This window comes from Candidatus Nitrososphaera sp. 86-2, assembly GCF_056726185.1.
The window spans coordinates 2,288,629-2,309,117 of record NZ_JBWZON010000001.1 but is presented as its reverse complement, the minus strand read 5'-3'; the positions used below and the strand labels follow the sequence as shown (position 1 = coordinate 2,309,117).

Sequence of the window (20,489 nt, the reverse complement as noted above, 5' to 3'; positions counted from 1 at the left end):
TTAGAAGGAAATTGAAGGTCGTGATGACAACAAAGTCACCAATACAAAGGCAGAGATATCGGTAGAATACTGCAGTACGTTAAAGCTCAGATAGCAAAATGCACCCATATGTGAGATTCGACATCATGAGGCGGATACCTGGATGGACAGCATGGAGCAGCTTGGTATGCAACAGGACCGAAAGATAATCGAGCAAGCAGCGTGTGTCCTTGTCAAGTGAACTATCGATCAAGTTTATTATAATGTTAAATTATAATAGCAATATAATGAAAAAACCACTGGAGGTAAGAGTGAGGAAGATAGGCACGAGCTATGGCGTGATAATCTCCAAAAAAGTTCTGGACAGCATGCAGGTGAGAGAAGGTGACACCTTGATAATAAAGGACATCGAGCCGGCGGCAAGACAAGCCAAGGACATAAGGGGTATGTTTCCAGGGCTGACCTTTGAACGCGAGCATGGGACCGACAGGGTTTGAGCTCCAGAGGCAAGACTGGCTCTGCAGGCCACGTCTTTGACACCTATGCTTGGATAGACTATTTGGCCGGAGGCACAGGTGCAGAGAGAGTAGCCGGACTCCTAGACAAGACATCCGGCCGGCTTGTGACGCCAGCGACGGCGGTCGCAGAGCTGACAGAAAGGCTCCTGAGGGAGGGAACCGATCAGTCCAAGATACAGCATGTAATCAGATTCATCAGAAACAAAACCGAAATTTACCCATGCGACGAACAGGTAGCATACCTGGCCGGCGAATTGAACTTTGAGCAGAAAAAGAAGGTAAAGGGCTGGGGTATGCTGGATTCGCTAAACTACGCCGTCGCCAAAGCGCTTGGCTGCTACTTTGTGACCGGCGATCCGCATTTCAAGGATTTTGGCAAAGACGTCGTTTTTCTGCCCTAGCATCTCGAAATAGAATGTGAGAGTGTGAGAGAGAGTGTGAGTGAGAGTGTGTGTGAGAGAGTGTGTGTGAGAGAGTGTGTGTGTGAGAGTGTGAGAGAGAGTGTGAGAGAGAGTGTGAGAGAGAGTGTGAGAGAGAGTGTGAGAGAGAGTGTGAGAGAGAGTGTGTGTGAGAGAGAAAGGTGGGGGCTGGGGCGAAGAACTGCAAAAAGCTTACACAACTCGAAGGAGCAAGCTAATCACGTTGTGCATGAGGCAGATAGAGGCAGATAAAGAGAGACCTCATGGATTCTGGTCTGCCGGTTTCATCGTCACCACCACCGTCGTCGTTATCATCCATGCGTCTGTACCAGTATCATGTACATATCATCGGGTGTAAAGCTAGCCCACGAGTTGGCAGAGGCGCTGAACTGCTGTCTGTACGAGTTTGTACCGTCGAACGGATCGGTAGGGTCCCGGTCAACCATCACGGCAATAAAGTTGGACGAATCTCCGCCAGTGTATTTGATGCCGATCATGTCGCCAGGCTGTATCGTATACAGCTCGTTGTTTGATAGCTTGAAGGCATAGTCCGCGTACGTTGACGCGATGGTTGTGGTGTCCTTTGTGCCAAACAGCTTTTTCATCGAAAGGTCAGAATTGATTATTCCTATCTGTACTGTCCCCATGGGACTGCCAGTCTTTCTGAGCTTTAGCGTTATCTGGTCGATGCTCTTTCCCACAATCTGCGACGCAGAAGACACAAACTCGACGTGTGAGGGCGTACTAGAAGAGTACATGGCTAGGCCGTAGGTTTGTGTTGTGTCATACATGTGAGTTACTGGGAAGGATTGAGAGGAATTGATAGTGTAGGTTTCGGTCTTTACGGGGCTTGCATTGCCGGCAGTGTCTTTTGCAAAGAATTTGAGAGTGGTGGTTGCAGCGGTGATTTGTATCGGTGACGTGTAGACGGTGCTTTGAGTAGTTGGCGTAGAGCCGTCCGTGGTGTAATATATCGTGGCCGGTTCGTTGGCGGCAAGTGTGACGGATACAGCAGTTGTATATGTTCCACCTGCAGGCATGGCGGTTACCGTTGGGGGCGTAGTGTCCGCTGCACCATGCGTCTGCTTTAGTATCATGTACATATCGTCGGTGGTGAAGCTTGTCCATGATGATGACGATGTGGAGTATTGCTGCCTGTAGCTGTTTGCGCCGTCAAACGGGTCTGCGGAATTGTGATCAAGCATGACTGCTACAAAGTTTGACGAACTGCCTCCAGCGTATCTGACTCCTATCCTGTCGCCAGACTGGATTGTATAGAGCTCATTATTCGAAAGCAAGAAGGTATAGTCCGCGTATGTTGAGGTCAGAGTTGATGCATCCTTTGTGCCAAACAGTTTTTTCACAGTCAAATCGGCATTGAACACCCCTACCTGTATCGTGCCTGTTGGGGAGCCATTCTTTCTCATCTGTATTGTGAGCTGGTCAATGCTCTTTCCCACAAGCTGCGATGTGGAAGACACAAACTCGATGTGCGCTTGCTGCGCAGAGTACATCGCAAGACCAAACGTCTGAGTGGTATCTGACATGTGAGTTACTGGAAATGACGAGCTAGAAATTGTGTAGGTTTCAGTTGTGACGGGGCTTGCATTGCCGGCATTATCAACACCAAAGAATTTGAGATTAGTTGTAGAAGAAATGGAGAGCGGGGAAGTGTAGACGGGGCTTGACGTTGTGGGTGTGCTGTCATTGGTAGTGTAGTATATTGTTGCCGGCTCGTTTGCACTCAGGGTGACAGATTGCGCTGAAGAGTAAGAGCCGCCGAGAGGCGATGCCGTAACTACTGGCGGGGTAGTATCACCACCGCCTCCTGAAGAAGCCAGCCCCACAAGTTCATTGAAGGACTTTATTGAATAGCCCCGCGAATTGATTCCATTCAGCACTGTATCGATGCGCGATATGGAATTCTGGTTGACAGAATTCAATGCTTCCCCGCTGGATGAAAAATTGGCAAAATCCTGCGGATGCACTGTAACTACCACCCATCCCCTTTGGGATATGCTAGAGTCAATGTCAGAGAGGATTTTGGAGGCCGATTGCTGAACGTTCTGATTGTTTGTCCACTCACTAAACGCAGTTATTTCAGGAGCATGGTAAATCCCGTTGCTGTCAGGGCTGGTAATAAATGGAGTTGAAGGGTGACTGTCATAATAGCTGGCAAACGTATCTGCGCTTATGATCTGTAGATTTAGATTCTTCATCGCAGTCAGGGTGTTTGAATTGAAAACGTTGTAGGGGGCGATGAAGATGTTTGTCTTTTTGCCGTATATTGCCTGCATCTTGTCGTTTGCCATTTGCAAGTCGGACTGCTGCCGGCTCAGCGATAAAGTAGTATAATCATCGTGATTCCAGCCGTGCAGGGCATACTCAAAGAGACCTGCATTTCCTCCTTGCTTTGTCTTGTCAACCACAAGCTGGTCATTGCCAAAGAAGTTCATTATCTCACCCAAGGTGGCTTTTTGGTTGTGAGCGATGAACTTGTCCATCACGGCGACTTGGACGTTGTTTATCCAGGAATCTTGAATGTCGTCGATCCTAAAGGCGACGCAGTTGCAGGGAGCGGCAAAAGCCTGTTGCGGGTAACTGTTGCCGGCAAGCAACACAGTTGTTGAAGCCAGGAGCATGGCTGCAAGTACTATAGCTGCAGAGGCGTCGCGCCGCCGGGCAGGCTTGTTCGAAATAAATCTCGTCGCCATCATCATCGTCATGCTATTACAAAACACTCCCGACTACTTCTTTTTGATCAAGAAAGCCAGAATAACTTGGGGGCTCGTGTGGCTTTTCATCATCCCCCGTTGAAGAAGTACATGACGACATGTGCATCAGAGGGAAAGGCGGGTAGAAAGTACAACGAGAAGGAGAAAGGAGAGACAAAGTTGGTCCAGACAGGGATTTATCAGAGAAGTAGACCGCCGAGGGAAGCGCATAATTGGGTTTGCATAGTGAACACTTTTGCACCATCAACATAACGCACAACTGTTTCCATGTTACATGATACTTCTATATACAAAAATATGCTAAGCAACGAGCAGAGCATACCAAAAGAATTGCGAAAAGATGCAGAATCCACGCCATAATTGCCATGTCTTTGATTCAAGCCGGATCGATGTATGTTACCGCTTGTTGTACCTTAAGTGGAATCATGAATAATTTTACTGCATGCATCGTAGTATAGTACTAGACTGAGGTTGACCAGAGCAGCTTTTGCTTGCTTTCGCCAAATGGAAGAAGTAGAAAAAGTGTGGAAGAGATTTCGAGCCGCTATGCCGCTCGTCCGCGCAAGAAAAAATAGCCCTACATAATGTAATGCCGGAGGCATATGTGCGTTGTATTCCCAAGGTGACGAGTCGATAGCAGAGAAGAAAATATTGAAAAAAATGAAAAAAGAAAGTGACAGGAAGGCTTTCGTCGTTCTGGCCTATCCTCCTACTTCTTCTACACACATGTCGCGTGTTTCTTTGGACGAGTTATGAGAGAGAGATCCCGTTTTTGCTGTTGGATCAGCTGCTGATTGCGATGTTGGCCAGTGGAAGGTTGACCGCGACATCAACATTGCTGTCCTTGTTATATTCTTCATTCTTGTTGTCCTTGTTGTAATCCTTGTGGTCCTTGCCGTTGTTGTCATCATAGTTATTGTTGTTGTATGACTTGTCCTTGTGCTCGTCATTGCTGTACTTGTCCTTGTAGTCTCCTTTGTGATCATCATAGGATTTGTGATCTTTCTCATCGTCATTGCTGCTGTCCTTACTATACTTCTTGTAATCCTTGTTGTCGTCGTACTTCTTGTGGTCATCGTCACTCTTGCTGGACTTGTTATAGTCCTTGCCATGATCATCGTATGATTTGTTGTCCTTGTTGTGATCATCATTGCTGTTGTACTTGTCGTAGTTCTTGTAGTCCTTGTGGCTGCTGCTATCGTCGTATGACTTGTGGTCCTTGTTGTCATCATTGTTGCTGTTGTAGTAGCTGTTGTGGTTGTAGTTGCTCTTCTCATCATCGTTGCTGCAGTCGCAGCTGTAGTTGTTGTCGTTGTTGTCGTCGCCGTAGTTACTGTATTCCTTGTCGCCGTAGTACTTGCTGTCGTCGTCGCCATAGTACTTGTAGTCATGGTTGTCCTCGTTGTCGTCCGAGCAGTTTACGTGGTCGACTACCCATTGAAAGTGCTTGACGATCCATTTTGACTTGTGGTCGTCATCCCATTTGTCGAAGTGCTTGGATATCCATTGGTAAATGTGGTTGTCCGAGCAATCATCCTCGTGGTCTTTTAGCCATTGGCGTACATCGTCCTTGGTGTATTTGTGATCGTGACCATCCTTGTTGTCGTCGCCGTATCCGTAGCTAGAGCTTGCAAATGCAGCTGTCGGCCTCACGATGGTCGACGATGCAAGTGCAACGCCTAGCGCTAGCACGGAAAAGATGATCAACTTTCTTCTTGTTCCTGCTGTAGTACTTGACATTATGCGCTGACATGCGATTATGTTTTTAAAGCCTTGAGCAGGATCTGCCTGTAAGATTATCATCTTGAAAATTTCAGGTAGTACTGACCTGATTCTTATTAATCCCACATTAGGGAGATCTAAAAAATTTAGTATCTATGTAGGAAAATGGAAGACTCTGTAGGTAAGTGTCTATCAGCATATTACTGCACGGGATCAGCATCCGTCGCAGTCGAAAGAGAGAGAGAGAGAGAGAGATCATTACGACTTGTGCAAAAAGAGCTGGGCTTTACACAAAGATGAAAAGGAAAAGGGAAAAATGGAGGGACGTAGTCTCCCCAATGCTTTTTTTTGTTTGCTACGTCGTTGCACTGAACGTCCTGGACGTTACTTCAGACAGCGGTATTGGAGTGTACTGCTGACGTTGTCCCACACGAATATCTTGACCGTGTAGTTGTCTGCTGCTGCTTCTGCTGTCCATGACTTGGAGTTGTCTACAGTCTTGCCCGTGTCGACTGTGCCTGCACCCAGCCAATGTCGGTTGTAAAACCATTTAGATCAATTACTACCTAGACTATCATTGCGTAATTCTGTGAGGTCTGCTGTAAGTTCTGCAAGACCCATCAATGCGAGAGACCTGCTGCTGGTCCGTGTTGTCTGCTCTTCCCTCTCCCCTTGGAGTTGAAATATGCCGTCAGGCCACGAAACATGCTAATTTTAAAACTTCTAGCTATCGAGTAAAAAGATTCAGCTCGTGGTATTTTGGACCACGATGCTGAATCAGAGTTTCTTTTTTTGTGTGTGTATATGTGTGTCTGTCAGCTTATGCTGTTGCTTCCTGTTTCTACGCTGTTATCGCTGCTGTCGTTTCCGCCTATAGAGATGCTACCGTTTTCGCCTGCATTGTTGTCGCCTGTTACTATGCTGTTGTTGCTTCCGCTAGAGTTGCCTATTGAGATGCTGCCGCCGTTTCCGCCGTCTTTGCCGCTTGCATCGTTGTCGCCTGTTACTATGCTGTTGTTGCTTCCGCTGTTGTTTCCAATTGCAATGCTGCCGCCGTTTCCGCCACCTTTACCTCCGCTGGCGTTGTTGTGGCCTGTTTTGATGTGGTTGTTTCCGCCTTCGCATCCGTTGCCTATTGACACACTACCGCCGTTTCCGCCTTTTCCGCCACCCTTGCCGCCGTCGCCTCCGCTAACATCTGTGTTGCCGGTGGTGATGTTGCCGCCGCCTATTACAATCTCTCCGCCCTTGCCGCCGTTTCCGCCCGGAGAGCCGTTTACGCCGTCGCCTCCGTTTCCGCCGCTCTTGTCTATGTTACCAATGGTCAGGTTTGAGCCGCCGCTGCCGTGTATCGACAGGTTGCCTCCGGGAGCGCCGTTGCCGCCCGGGGTGCCGTCTGGCGCGCTCTTGCCATCAGTTCCGTGAGAGGACAGCAGGTTCAGGGGAGTCGAGGGAGCCGCAGGTGGACAGTTGTATGCTGACGCAGCATACGATCCGCTTATGCCAACAATTGCTCCGCACATTATGGAGAACACGGCCAAGCCGATACCAAGTCTCGTGACATTGGATTTCACGTTATTTTTCATCCTGCAGTCACTTTTTAGTTGATGCTATTGTCGCCGGTCTGCACGCTTCTCTGGTCGCCGTCGCCGTTGCCAATGTTTATCTCATTGTCACCGTGACTTCCGCCACCGTTGATTTTGTTGCTCCCGGTCTGCACGCTTCTGCCGTCGCCATCACCGTTTCCGATGCTAATCTTGTTGTCGCCGTGGCCGCCGCCGTTAATGGTGTTGTCGCCGGTCTGTACACCGCGGTTGTCGCCGTCACCGTTTCCGATGCTAATCTTGTTGTCGCCGTGGCCGCTTGCAGCGCCGTTGATTGTGTTGTCACCTGTCTTTACACCGCGGTTGTCGCCGTCACCGTTGCCAACGTTTATCTCATTGTCGCCGTGACTTCCGCCACCGTTAATGGTGTTGTCGCCGGTCTGTACACCGCGGTTGTCGCCATCACCGTTGCCAACGTTTATCTCATTGTCGCCATTGCCTGAGCCTGCGTTGACAGCGTTGTTGCCGCTCTTTACGCTCCTGTTGTCACCGTCACCGTTTCCAAGGTTGATGTTGTTCTTTCCGTGGCCGTTGCTCTTGGTTGCGTCTATGCTGTTGTTGCCTGTTTCAACGCTGCGGTTGTCGCCGTCGCCGTTGCCCGCGCGAATGTGGTTGCCCTTATCGTCTGTATTGCCCTTGCTCTTGGAGGCGTTTATCTCGCCACCGGTGCCGCCGCTCTTGATGCTGTTGTTGCCGCTCTTTACGCTGCGGTGGTTGCCGTCGCCGTTTCCAAGGTCTATGCTGTTGCTGCTTTTCTTTGACTTCTTGGCAGCCGCAAAGCCGGGCTGCATTGCAGAAGCCGAAATCATTCCTACGACAGTTATTAGGAGAACTGCCGTCAGGAGAACTTTTGTTGAAGTGATGTTTTGCATCAGATCAGCGTTATATTTTTAAGATTTAAGTAATGTGATGGGAAATTTTAGAGTCTAAAATCAGATATAAGATCTAGAACGTCGGCTTGCGACGAAAAAAAGGGTGTGCAGACCCCCCTTTAGGAGAAGTCGATTCTTGCTTGCACGTTCTTGCCACTTGCAAAGAACTTGTCGCTTATGCTGTTGTACTTCAGCAGTAGGTTGTGGTTTCCGTTTGTCATGCTAAACGATGTGTCCTTGTTCAGGTTGATGCTGTTCTTTGCAAAGAAGATCAACTGGATCTTGCCGTCTTCTTTCTGGGACACCTGAAAGTTTGCAACTACTATATTCCCTGCGGCTCGCAGTTTTGATTCAGCCGGTTTTTCACTGCAAACGCCGCGGCGTGCTCTGGCGTCGGACCTTTGTTTTCTACATTTGCAAGAAATCAGCTGCCGCTATTTTGTACAACGGTTACCGACTAAAGTTGCCTGCGGAGAATGTCTTGCGGCGAGGCTTCACTGTGCCGGTATTGTCGTTGCAGTTGCGCCTGTCAGTGCAAAGATTGCTATTATTGCGGCTATTGCCACCGCGCCTGTGATTATTATTACTGCTGCCATACGGACAGACTTCAACTTGTATTCATCATCCTATATGGTCTTGCTAGTATGCGATTTGAATTTGAAAAAAAGTAAAATGAAGAAAAGAAGACAGAAGGGGGATGGTATGTTGCCCCCGTCCGTCCGTTTTTAGTTCCTTTTACTCCGACGCCGTAAAGTACTTGGTCGTTGTCTCTGACAGCGGTACCGGGTTGGTGCTTACGTTGTCCCACACGAATATCTTGATCGTGTAGTTGCCTGTTGCATCCGCTGTCCATGACCTGGCGCTGTCTGCGGTCTTGCCGGCATCGACCGTGCCTGTCACCCATCCAATGTCGGTTGTAAAGCCGTTCTGGTCAACCACCTGGATGATCATCGCATAGTCCTGTGGCGTCTGCTGGTAGTTCTTGAAGCTGGCGTTGATGCTGACCTGCTGTCCGACGTGGGCGCCAAATGCAGTGCTGCCGTCTAGGTTCTTGAACGAGCTGTCCTGTATCTGGAGCTTGGCCAGCGGGTTGGTGTTAAAGTAGTCTGCCGGGAACGACGGGTTGAGGATCACGCTGCCGCCTCCTCCGCCACCACCGCCAACGCTTGTTGTTGTCGTAGTCGTAGTCGTTGCATCGCTTTCATAGTAGCCGGTAACGACTGGCGAGAGAGAGCTTAACCTAGCTGTAACAGTGTTGTGAGCAGTATCTACGCTAACTGTAACGTCTTCCCATCCTGTTCCGGTCCAATGGAAGACCTTAAGGTTGGACTCCTTGAAGCCTTTGGGCAACAGGTCGGGATCATATGGAATCGTAACATCTATTGTCGAATTCGTGCCTAGAGTCAGCGAAGAGATATCAATCTCATAGATTGTTCCACTGGTGAATGCGGCGCCATTGTTAGAGTTCAACTTGCCGATCCGTTCGTTGTTGCCGGTAAAGAGTCCCTCGATAAGCAATTTTGCAGTGTCAGGAGTCATGGGCTCGATGTTTATGGTTCCTCCCTGGGTGACGTTGTTGAAGTGTATATTGACCTTGCCGTCACTTCCCAAGTTCGACTCTACTGTAACGTTCCCAGTAGTAGTTACTGATTCGTGCTTTATCGAGCTGTTGCCAACGGTTGTAAATGTGAGGCTGCTTGTAAGCTGGTCCTTGCCGTTGCCTCCAGAGCCTGTGTGAATAAAGACTTCAAGCGTGTGAGTTCCAGGCAAAAGCTGTGCCGTGTTGAGCTTGCCTTCAATAGTTATAGTATTAGGACCGGCAACGCCCACTACGACATTTGCATTTGGCACGCCGTTGTTTGGTCCACCGTTGTTTCCGCTAATAAGGGTCTGCTCGGTAGTGTTAGTAAAGGAATTAGGGGGTGAAAAGGTCGTGCCTGTAGACACATAGCCATAACCGTAGCCATAAGCAGAACTAGTTGGCGGGATTGTAACATCAAGATTGCCCCTAGTCAGCGTGGTATTACCAGAAACTCTATGGCCAGTAGCATCAAAGATAGATCTCTTTACGTCCGGACTATTGTTGTCGATAATTAGCTCGATTTGAGAAACGGAGATAAATTCTCCCGGAGAAATATTGATGTCAACCTTGAATTGGCTGCCTACCGCGGAGGTCGGTACACTGTTTGGATTAGCATTGGGCAAGCTTACGTCAACCGTAAATGCATTTGCCTTTTGGAACGGAACAAAGATTCCTGCGAGTATAACTCCAGCTATTGCAATGCCAATAAGCTGTTTATACTTCATCATAGCCTCCCTGATAGCCATTGTTTGATTTCAGCAGGTATAACCTACTATAAAAATATTCGCAAAGCTTGTTAGCATATATTATACTGTAGATTGTAGCCTAAATAATACTTCGTCAATTGAACCACTCTACTCCGGCATTAAGTCATAGAAAGATGAACTATTCTTCAATATAGTATGCATCTAGAAGACTCTTCCAGGGTAGCAACTTATAGAAATCTATTCTAATGTTTAAATGCGTGAACTCTCTTAGGTAAATGAATTATATGCTTACATTAGAGGCAGAACCTGAATATAGTTCTGCCTGCGTAATTTCCGTAGTAATTCCGGTTTACAATCAGGAAAAGAGGATCTCTGCATCACTGGCCAGAATCAGCAAGATTTTAGATTCCTTGTCGACAAGCTACGAGCTAATAGTTGTTAATGATGGTAGTCGCGATAATACACTTAAGATACTTCTTGGGGAACAGGCATCCAACCAGCTGTTAAAAGTTGTCAGCTATGACAAAAACATGGGCAAAGGATACGCGGTAAGAAAGGGGATTCTGGAATCTAAAGGTCATTTAGTTATTTTCACTGATGGCGACTTGGATATTTCTCCAGATACACTAACAGAATACATAGGACAACTAGCCCTGTGCGATTTGGTCATTGCATCAAAGAGACATCCACAATCAAAAGTAGTCGCGCCAATATCAAGAAAGCTCCTTAGCAGGGCGTTTAATTTTGTTGTAAGGATTCTTACAGGAATTTCGATTAAAGACACTCAGTCGGGCCTTAAGGCGGGCAGCGGTCCTGCATTAAGAGCCATTTTCAAGCTGATGCTTGTAAAGAGATATGCATTCGATGTAGAACTGCTGACCATCGCATCCTTGTTAAAAATGCAGATCAAGGAAATGCCGGTTGAGATAAACTTGGATAGAAAGTTCAAGATTAAAGACATAGCAAGGATGTTTATAGATGTGCTGGCAATATCGTATCGATACAGAATAATTAGATGGTATCAACATCGTCTACAAACGGAAGCCGCAAACATGAGCAGGTAAGTGGGAAGGAGTGGACAGTTCGAATGATTCTAATCCCGTTAATGCATCACATATCGGCAAATTTGTAAGCCCAAGTATTCTTCTGTTTATTGACCAGCTATTAGTAGCTGCAGGAAATTGGATTTTTTGGCTCGTAATATCAAAACTTACAACTACATCGGAAGTAGGACATGCAACCAGTGTATACAATCTTGTTTTGCTTGCAGGTACTGCAATTCAGCTTGGACTTGAATATCCTCTTCTCAGAAAGGCCGCTCAGAGGCACGATGTATTTGGTACCGCTTTCATTCTAGAGATGGGCATTACTCTGGCAACTATTCCTTTCATAATATACATAGCTAATTCAATCTATCAGGAATCACAACTTATTCCAATAGCGATAGGAATTCTTGTCCTGTCATCTGGTAGTTTTATTGCCCGATTTGGGTTGCTGGCTATCTCAAATACTAGAACGGTTCTTATCTTTGACCTCATTGGAACTGGCGCCAGATTCGCAACTGGAATATTTCTTGTTGGAGCATTAGAATTTGGAGCCTTCGGAATTCTGCTTTCGTTTCTGTTTCAAATAGCTGCTACAACTACGGGTACAATTATTTTTGGCGCAAAGCTGTTTAGGATTAAGCTTCCAACAGTCGGCACTTTAAGAGAAATCCTGAGGGACGGACTTGCCAATACACCATCTAAACTCTCAAGCATGTTAATAGTTAGCCTCAGCATAGTATTACTTTCATCATTTGGTATCAACAACTCGGATGTTGGAATATTCTACATAGCCGTGATGATAAGCCTAGTAGCAGGAAGTTTCGCATCCAGTTTGGCGTTCATGTCCATACCAGCATCATCATCTATGAATTCAGACTTATCATCTGGTAGTCTAAGGTTAGGAATGATCTTTACAATACCTATTATTGTAGCGCTTATTGTAGGACCCTCACCTTTTCTTTCGATAATAGGTACAGAATATACTAAGGCGTCAAACCTGCTTGTCATACTTGCAGCCAGCATCTTACCATCCATAATAGTTACAAATGCAATGTCAAAGTTCAATAATTTGAACAAACCCAGACGGCTTTTAGCCATAGGATTCATAAGGATAGTTGTATTTGTTTTAGCTTTTTTCCTTCTTGTTCCTTCACTCGGTTCTGAAGGAGCGGCTTATTCAATCCTATTATCAGCTACTAGTGCGGCAATGTTATCAACTATATGGTCTGGAAGATCCTTCACAAAATACATCATAATATCATTACTCTCTATCATAGCAGGTATAGTAATGGGCTTTACAATCAGATTATATTATACGGACCAGACTCTTGCGGTTGGGGTATCCGTAATCACTTCGCTGGCAATAGTTATTATTCTTAAAGGTACTTCTATTCGAGAAGTTAATGCGTTGATACAGATTGTTGTAAAAGGCAAAATTTAACAAATTAGCTTTGTAATACAATTCGAGTTTAGGAACACACCATTTTCAATCTCTAATGTGGAGCGGACACTGAATTGGTAGACAGTATCTCTCCTTTTATAGATTGGACCGGCCAAACATTGATTTGAGTCGTACTTTAATTTCGGACAAAGTGCATATCTGGACATTCGGGTATTCCTCGAATCCTCTTGCACCCACTTCGGTGGAGATGATGGGTTTATCGAACCTCAAATAATCCATCATTTTTATCTCGGTTCCTGTATCTGAGCTAAATTTTGGGTTAATAAAAGCACTACACAGCCCCAAGTAATCATCTATATTCTTTACAAACCCAGCAAAAATAACATTGTTAGGTATGTGTTTATTCGAGAATGCATTTGAGACATTACCAATAATAAGAAACGATATCGAGCTTAGCTCTTTTGCAATAGTAATAATATATTCGACAGAGGATATATTCGGAGCAAAATTAGACCCTAAAAATCCAACCACAGGCCTGTTCTGGATGTTTTTCAAGATTTCTTTGGGGATATCAGAGTATTTTGTACTTCTACCATGGCTCAGAAATGGAATCCATTGAAGATATGTGGCTGAATAGAGGGTTTCACGCAATGTTCTTATGTCTAAATCTGAAACACAAATAATGAAGTCAGATTTGCGCACTGCAGAAATTTCAATAGCCATAATTAGATTAACAACTAACTGAGCAAGGAAGTTTCTTCCAAGTTTGTCTTTGAAGAACTTCCATTCAATATTATGTTCTGAAAGAATGGTTTTATGACCATGCTTCTTCGACATAGTAAGTAAGGCGGCTGCTCCAAAGTAAGGATATTGATGTATGATGACAGAAGAAGATGTTAGCGATCGCATTAATTTGGTGGCATTATAAATGAATAAAGGATCTATTCGACTTAAGAGCTCTATTAAGATAATTTGGGCAGCATTTAGCCACCATCTCATTTGTTCTGAGGAAGCAGCATCTTCTCTTTTTACTCGCTTCTTTCTTATCCTGCTAGATAACTTTAAGATTAAGGAAAGAAGAGAGCTAATTTCAACAAGTGAAACAGCTCTAACTTGATATTGTTTACTTTCGAGGTACAATATTTGTTCTCGTATTAGACGAGTTCCCCCAAATTCAGGGCATACAATATCTTCTTGCAGGTATGGGTGTATGATTATTATGCTTGATTTTCCCAATATTTTCAGTATCGGTTCCTTGTCCATTTTACCAGAACCACTGATGTTTTTGAAGATTTGTGGTCAAGTCACTGATCATTATTGGAGTTGCCTAGGAGTATTTTCTGTGCAGCCACCATCAGGACCTCTCTTTGTTTACAATACCTTTTTTCGCAAGGACTATTAGATTTCTTCCAAATTGATTGGGAGTAAGTTTCCAAAATATTGTGTAGAAATTATAAGCAAAGGATCGATCGCCTGGTTTTGGGTGGATATATTCATAATGAAATATATGCAATCCATATCTACTTAACAATTCTAACAAAGTTTCATGAGTTTGCCAGTGTGTATGATTCCAAATGGACACATCCTTAATCTTATTTCCAAATAGCCTTTGATAGAAAAAGGAAGGGGATATAGGGTTAGGAGTAGTTATAATGAAAACACCATCATCCGAGAGGTGCTCGTATACGTTACGTAGAAAAATAGGCAGATTGCTCATGTGTTCCATGACCTCTTCTGCTAAAATTACATCGAACTTTTCTTGCAAATTGAAGGGTTCTTCGGCGTTTATTTTTCTCACATTGAATCCATTTGAGAGCATTTTCTTTATGCCCTCTTCATTTATATCAAGCCCTAGCCACTTTTTAGATATAGGTTTGACATAACCTGCAATGAAATTTGCTCCCCCTAGTATGTCGTGCTTACCCATCCCCACACAACCTATTTCGAGCACGTTCTTATCTCTAACGTATTCCAAAATTGGATTTGCTCTATTTTCAACTAGCTTTACCATTTCATAGTACCTTTAACAAGATTAGAAAAGGAAGTTCTATATATATTAGAAAGGATTACAGATTTGGAGAATAGTTCTTTCGAGGCATCAGGCCAAGTATCCTATGCCGCGCCTGGTATAGTATTATTATAGATAAGAGTCCTGTCAGTGTCAATATTGAGCCTACAGTAAACCAATCTTGGCTCCTATACTTCAATAGAATTTGGATATCATCACCAGTAGTTTTAACCGCAAAACTATTGATTCTATACGATAACGGAATGCTCGAAGATTCTTCTACTAGCTTTCCATTTTTATAAATACTTGCGGTCCAAAGCGGGTCAAAAGAAGATGCGAACGCGAGTCGAAATGGAGTGGTTGCATTTATTCTGGTTTCGTATAGAGTAGGATTTACCTCGTCATACGACAAGGAATTACTATTAGAACAGATTGGTTTCATTACGTATTGTTTAGCGGTGATAAGAAAATCGCTGAATGTGGTCAGCGTTAGACTATTATTTTTTACTTGGCTTCCAAGGAGTACGGCAATAAATGCAGTTGCGTTTTGGGGAGCAATGAAGTTTCTTTGAACATGAGTCGGATTCCCTCCTGCAAAGGTAGCGTCTCTATAGAGATTAACATAATCGACCCGGAGAGCGCCAGAATCATCTTTATATTGACTCGGAAGGTTTTCATACCATAAAAGTTTGACATGAGCATTTGTTACATTTTGACCCTCTGCAGAAAAGTCAAGCTGAAATTGCTTGAAGCCATTTGTCGGAAAAATCCCATAGATATGTGGCCATTCACTCTCTTTTAGGCCATATACTCTGAATGTGCGATTGTCAATAATATCGCTCTTTCCGACACTATGTATCCCAGAAACAGAATCTTCGCCCAAACTAATTATCTTGCTCGATACAGCCATAATTCCGCTAGTGTCTCCATTAGCTAATACATCACAAGCCGATAAAAGATTGGGCTCAGTCAACTTAGGATTTGAAAAAATGATATAATCACCGTTCTCAAATGTCTTGGTAAGTATTCCACCAAATATAGTAGAGAAGGAATCCTTATCGCCCGTTAGAAATACTGCGCCAAGATTATCTTGAGTAGCTCCTAAGGAAGACGATTTCAAATGTTTATCTATTACAACAAACTTAACATTAAATTGCGCAAGGACTGTATCCATATTATCAGGAGCATACAAAATATTTCGATATAACTCCAACAATTGGTCGCTGTTTAGCAGATTGGATGTACCGTAACCCGCGCCGAGATAATTCAAATCCAGTCTCGAGACTATATGATTAACGAATCTATCTTGTGGAAGATAAAGTATCCTATATTTGTCAAGATTAGGGTCTTCATTCTTAAGAATGGATGTTAGCTGATAATATCGTTCTTCGACATAATACGGATTAGACACATAATACGTTCCTTGCATCCTCTTAACTGCTAGCGCGGAATCGAGAAATGGTGTATTATACAAAAACATCATGACTAAAAGAAAAATGCAAAATAAAGGAGCAAGTGAATTTTTAAGATATGGGAGTATCCTTAGTCGCAGCATATAGGAATAAAGGATATTTGATGAAAATGCAAAGGAGATGAAATAAAAGAAATCCAAAACGGAGAAGAGCTTACTAGGGTTACGAAGGGTGTAAAGAATTGGTGAAGTGCTTGTAAGATCTGGGAATGCTCGTATTATCAGGATCAGCGCTATGAATAGAGCAAAAGTAGATGTGGCCGCAAGAAAGACCTTTTTTTCTGGGAATTCTCTTGCTAAGAGCAGGCCTAAAATTATGACTACAAAGAGTAGAAGCCCCCATATCGTATAGCCGTTCAGTTCATTATAACTCAGATATCCATGTACTTGAGGAGAACCACTATTTCCAGCTAAGCGGATTAAATTTAGGAGTTCTGCGTCTTTGTAATTCTTGCCGACTTCAGATTTTACATTTTCTTCGATGGCTGAAGATGCTTCTATGCTTGTAAAGAGGATTATGTTTGGTAAGAAGATAAGTGCAAATAGCCCTAAGATAAGTCCTATTTTAATAGCAATAGGCTGCAGGTGACAACGCTGAATCAACGCTCTTCTCTGAAGAATAGCGTAGAATATAGCAGTAGCAATTAGTAACCATAATAGATAATAAAGATTCCAAGCAAATGCGAAAAGAATAACTCCATTTATTACGAGGTATTTGAATTGGAATTTTTCGGATACAAAGAATTGTAGCAACAGATAGAATACCAATGGAAAAACGGCAACAGTCATCATTACACCGACATTTCCGACTATGAAGATAGAAAGAAAAAAAGGATTAAGAACAAAGAATAGGGAACTGACAAACCGAACAGGCAATGCAATCTTGAATCTCTGAAGAACTAAGATCATCGATGATGAACCTATAAAGAACGGAATAAAGAAAACGACCTTTTGCGATACTACAGGACCCAACAGAAATTGAACGAGAAGTGTAAATCGGACGACATTTTGCATAGGAGTAACTTGAGCGCCCATTCCTCCTGAAGACCACATGTAGGATGCTTCGTTAATTCTTTGATCGAGATTAGAAGAGAAAGGAAGAAGGTCTGCAAAAATCCACATCCTGCCAAAGTCCAGACTGGATGTAAGTATTGAAAGAATAGCCCATACCGTAAAATTAATAACCACTAATTCGAGCAGTAATTTTCTCGATAACCCCAGTCTCACAGGTATTCACGTAGAGACCAAGCTTCTATTAAAGCATAATCATATACCACAAAATAGACTATCATACACACAGATCACGGAAATCACTTCTGACGATGCTATCAATGGTTATAGATCATCTAAGAGTTTAATATTAGCAAGACTACTAGTGAAAAGTATAATTTGCATATACTTTGGTTTAACTGGCGAGATATAAAAAATAAGGACGCAGGCGGAGCAGAGGTTTTTACCCACGAAGTTATGCGCCGCCTTGCAGATAGAGGTCACAGCTTGACTCTTTTCACTTCCGAATTTCCAGGTTGTCTTTCCGAAGAAACAATTGACGGCACCAACATTCTGAGAAGAGGAAATAAATATACCGTATATCGCAAAGCCGTCGAATACTACAAGAAAAATGGTCATGCATTTGATCTGGTTATTGATGAAGTCAACACAAGACCATTCCTTACGCCCAAGTTTGTTCTGGGCAAGCCTATACTAGCTATCATACATCAGCTTGCCAAAGAGTTCTGGTTCTATGAAACATCTTTTCCATTGAATTACATTGGATACCACTATCTTGAGAAAAAATGGCTTTCATATTATGTGAATATTCCTACTATGACTGTATCAGAATCGTCAAGAATGGATCTGTTAGAATTAGGGTTCAAAAAAATTCACATCGTTCCGGAGGGTCTTAATGTGTCACCTCTTGCCCATCCTCCCAACAAGGAGACATATCCTACGGTAATATTTACTGGAAGATTGAAAAAAGCCAAGCTTCCACATCATGCGGTCAGGGCATTTGAGCTAATCAAAAAAGCAATTCCAGAAGCAAGAATGTGGATTGTAGGCAGCGGATATATGAAAGAGAAATTAGAAAGGATGAATTCTCAAGACATCACATTTTATGGTCGACTTTCCGAGCAAGAGAAGTATGACCTCATGAAGAGAGCTCACATTGCGCTAGTACCTGCAGTTAGAGAAGGATGGGGTCTGGTCGTTACGGAGGCAAATGCGATGGGTACCCCAGCAGTAGCGTATAACGTCAATGGTTTAAGAGATTCTGTAAAAGATAATGAAACAGGCGTACTAGCACAAGACAATACTCCAGAAGCCCTCGCAGAAGCTGCAATAAAATTGTTGGAAGATAAGGAACAACTATCAAAACTTAGCCACAATGCGCTTGAATTCTCAAGACAATTCACTTGGGACAATACAACGGATGCCTTTGAAAAGATTATCAGAACTCTTACTGCAGAGACCCTTCAGCCAGATGGCAGCTTCAGATAGTAATTAGATACAGCCAGAATTGATATCATAATTAGCCAGATATAGATTGGAATTGCTCGCAGTTGTCCCTCTTTCTTATCCACCCTACTTGCTATATTAGCTAGAGCAATTGCCGCAGGGATTTGAAACGGAATATCGTAAAAAACTCTGGTTTGAATTATCCAGTCGCCAAATAGAAAAGGCAGTATGCCTATCGACATAAAGATCAGCAAGAAAATAGTAGATGTATTACGAATGGCAGCTGTGCTAATTAGCCAGTATAAGCCAAAAGCAAGAATAATGAAATTGGAGAACTGACCGCCAACAAATGCAGTCACAGTATAAGTAAGGTTATTCCAACGTGCTACAAATTGCTCGGGTCCCGCCAAATTGCCAGCTAACTGCAAATCTCGCTCTATTCCTCCCGTAGACCCAACGGTTGATCTTCCCAAGTCGATGACAACTGTCGCAATCAATACCATTAGCAGAACTGTTGCACTTTTCTTGCCATTGTTAAATCGATAGCCTCCTTTAATCAACACGCCTGCAAGAAATATGCCTCCAACTATTACCAGAATGCTCCAGGTGTACACATGGGTGAGGAGAGTCGTAACGAGAAGGGCGCCATAAAGAACCAGATTTTTGTTATTTCCATTCTTCAGGAACCGGAAGAGAAACAAAAACGACAGATATCCAAACACAAGAGCGAACCAATTAGCATAAAATGCCGCGTAAATTCCAATCAAAGTATGAAAGGAAACTGCAGTCAAAAATGATGCAAGAATTGAAACAGTATCATTTTCCACAAGTTCACGCGTAAAGAAAAATACTGCAAGTATCAGTGCAGGCCCTAATATTACGGGCAAATATTCGATTACATAAAAAAGTGGTGCAGAGGTCAGCTTTTGCAGGGCGTAGAGAAAGATAAGCAAAATGGGTCGATCTCCTCCATTTTGCTGCACAAATGCTTGATGCAAAAATTCTCCAACATTTGAAGAATTTGCCATGTTTGTAACCCACTTCAAGTAATACGACGTATCTACTCCAACAGATTGGCCATCCGGATTTATGGTTGGAAGATGTGGAATAATTGTAAAGATAATCGATAACGATACTATTAGCGAGAGGAAGACAGTCAGATGCTTCTTGCAAATCCTATCATTCCCCATAGCAGCTGCGGCCATCGGCCTTATTTTCAGGGTTCTCAATGCGAAATCTACGATCAATTTGATCGGAATGCATGCTATTAGTAATAGGATAAGGACAGGAGAAAAGCTAGAGAGTACTACAAACACATCATAAGCATAATTACGCACAGGCTGTATGGGCGCTGCTACATTTGAAGAGGCAACCGAAGCGATTGCAAAGGCAAATCCAATGAGACCGAGTATTATTCCAAGAATGCCAAAATAATTCAGAGTTAGATCTTGTTGTTGATGATTTTTCAAGATTTTTTTGGCAGAATATTTGTTGCAGAGTAAAAGAGCAACTATTGCAGGAAGAGAAGCAAGGGCAACATCTTCAAGCAAGAGAGCACTGTTGGCCACCGCTGTTGCAATAAGAAATGCGGCGGATATCCCAACTGCAATATAGTATACTGTCTTGTTGGACTTTTGCAATGAGGCTGCTAGCCAGACAACTAAAAGTGATCCAAGAATCACGTGATCAACGTACTCATTTGTAATGTATACACCAAAGACAGTATAGTACGTAACACGATCTATGAGAGGATACACAATCAAGTGGGCATAAGTAGCGGCAGAATAGACATAGAAAAGACAAAGAACCACCAGAGAAGCGGAGGAGATTATTGATGATAAAGGAAAGCCGCGGCCAAAGGCTTTTACTATATTTTCTCCAATAATGCCCTGAGCCAAGCAAAATGATAGCACTTTATCATATCTTTAAGCATTATCACGCCTAGTCGCTTACACAAGTGCACTAAG

Annotated in this window: 15 protein-coding genes; 5 read left to right on the top strand and 10 right to left on the bottom strand. The window is 43.6% G+C overall.

Annotated elements, in window-relative coordinates:
- Positions 1-266: 266 nt before the first annotated feature.
- Both ACYOR7_RS13640 and ACYOR7_RS13635 read left to right on the top strand, forming a co-directional pair.
- Complete coding sequence (locus ACYOR7_RS13640; protein WP_479914274.1) at positions 267-476, top strand: AbrB/MazE/SpoVT family DNA-binding domain-containing protein; 210 nt, start codon at positions 267-269, stop codon at positions 474-476.
- Positions 473-898 (top strand): PIN domain-containing protein, encoded by a 426-nt coding sequence (locus tag ACYOR7_RS13635; RefSeq protein WP_479914273.1) that lies wholly within the window; start codon positions 473-475, stop codon positions 896-898. Before ACYOR7_RS13640 ends, ACYOR7_RS13635 begins: the two co-directional genes overlap by 4 nt.
- A gap of 329 nt (positions 899-1,227) precedes the next feature.
- Here the strand turns inward: ACYOR7_RS13635 and ACYOR7_RS13630 are convergent, their stop codons facing one another.
- The 6 genes from ACYOR7_RS13630 to ACYOR7_RS13605 all read right to left on the bottom strand — a co-directional run bounded on the left by ACYOR7_RS13630 (position 1,228) and on the right by ACYOR7_RS13605 (position 10,159).
- A complete protein-coding gene (locus ACYOR7_RS13630) occupies positions 1,228-3,642 on the bottom strand; it encodes a chitobiase/beta-hexosaminidase C-terminal domain-containing protein (RefSeq protein WP_479914272.1) in 2,415 nt (804 codons plus the stop codon).
- A gap of 792 nt (positions 3,643-4,434) precedes the next feature.
- Positions 4,435-5,391 carry a hypothetical protein gene (locus ACYOR7_RS13625; RefSeq protein WP_479914271.1) on the bottom strand — a complete coding sequence of 319 codons (957 nt, stop codon included), beginning with the start codon at positions 5,389-5,391 and terminating at the stop codon, positions 4,435-4,437.
- Between the two features lie 797 nt (positions 5,392-6,188).
- Positions 6,189-6,947 carry a hypothetical protein gene (locus tag ACYOR7_RS13620; protein WP_479914270.1) on the bottom strand — a complete coding sequence of 253 codons (759 nt, stop codon included), beginning with the start codon at positions 6,945-6,947 and terminating at the stop codon, positions 6,189-6,191.
- A 26-nt stretch (positions 6,948-6,973) separates the two neighbouring features.
- On the bottom strand, positions 6,974-7,849 hold the full coding sequence (locus ACYOR7_RS13615) for a hypothetical protein (RefSeq protein ID WP_479914269.1): 876 nt from the start codon (positions 7,847-7,849) through the stop codon (positions 6,974-6,976).
- 119 nt (positions 7,850-7,968) lie between these two features.
- Positions 7,969-8,154 carry a hypothetical protein gene (locus ACYOR7_RS13610; RefSeq protein WP_479914268.1) on the bottom strand — a complete coding sequence of 62 codons (186 nt, stop codon included), beginning with the start codon at positions 8,152-8,154 and terminating at the stop codon, positions 7,969-7,971.
- A gap of 430 nt (positions 8,155-8,584) precedes the next feature.
- Complete coding sequence (locus ACYOR7_RS13605; protein ID WP_479914267.1) at positions 8,585-10,159, bottom strand: hypothetical protein; 1,575 nt, start codon at positions 10,157-10,159, stop codon at positions 8,585-8,587.
- A gap of 263 nt (positions 10,160-10,422) precedes the next feature.
- Between ACYOR7_RS13605 and ACYOR7_RS13600 the strand changes: the two genes are divergently transcribed.
- Entirely contained in the window at positions 10,423-11,202 is a 780-nt protein-coding gene (locus ACYOR7_RS13600) for a glycosyltransferase (protein WP_479914266.1), read from the top strand.
- Positions 11,203-11,212: 10 nt separating this feature from the next.
- On the top strand, positions 11,213-12,625 hold the full coding sequence (locus ACYOR7_RS13595; protein WP_479914265.1) for an MATE family efflux transporter: 1,413 nt from the start codon (positions 11,213-11,215) through the stop codon (positions 12,623-12,625).
- A 96-nt stretch (positions 12,626-12,721) separates the two neighbouring features.
- Here ACYOR7_RS13595 and ACYOR7_RS13590 read toward each other — a convergent pair whose 3' ends face one another.
- From ACYOR7_RS13590 to ACYOR7_RS13580, 3 genes are all read right to left on the bottom strand, one after another.
- Positions 12,722-13,849 (bottom strand): glycosyltransferase, encoded by a 1,128-nt coding sequence (locus ACYOR7_RS13590; protein ID WP_479914264.1) that lies wholly within the window; start codon positions 13,847-13,849, stop codon positions 12,722-12,724.
- 91 nt (positions 13,850-13,940) lie between these two features.
- Positions 13,941-14,597 carry a class I SAM-dependent methyltransferase gene (locus tag ACYOR7_RS13585; RefSeq protein WP_479914263.1) on the bottom strand — a complete coding sequence of 219 codons (657 nt, stop codon included), beginning with the start codon at positions 14,595-14,597 and terminating at the stop codon, positions 13,941-13,943.
- A gap of 55 nt (positions 14,598-14,652) precedes the next feature.
- The gene (locus tag ACYOR7_RS13580) at positions 14,653-17,292 is read right to left on the bottom strand and encodes a hypothetical protein (RefSeq protein WP_479914262.1); all 2,640 of its coding nucleotides are present in this window, start codon (positions 17,290-17,292) and stop codon (positions 14,653-14,655) included.
- A 162-nt stretch (positions 17,293-17,454) separates the two neighbouring features.
- Here ACYOR7_RS13580 and ACYOR7_RS13575 point away from each other — a divergent pair, with 162 nt between their 5' ends.
- On the top strand, positions 17,455-18,564 hold the full coding sequence (locus ACYOR7_RS13575) for a glycosyltransferase family 4 protein (RefSeq protein WP_479914261.1): 1,110 nt from the start codon (positions 17,455-17,457) through the stop codon (positions 18,562-18,564).
- Here ACYOR7_RS13575 and ACYOR7_RS13570 read toward each other — a convergent pair.
- Positions 18,540-20,420 (bottom strand): hypothetical protein, encoded by a 1,881-nt coding sequence (locus tag ACYOR7_RS13570; protein ID WP_479914260.1) that lies wholly within the window; start codon positions 20,418-20,420, stop codon positions 18,540-18,542. The two genes, ACYOR7_RS13575 and ACYOR7_RS13570, sit on opposite strands and share 25 nt — an antisense overlap.
- Positions 20,421-20,489: the final 69 nt, after the last annotated feature.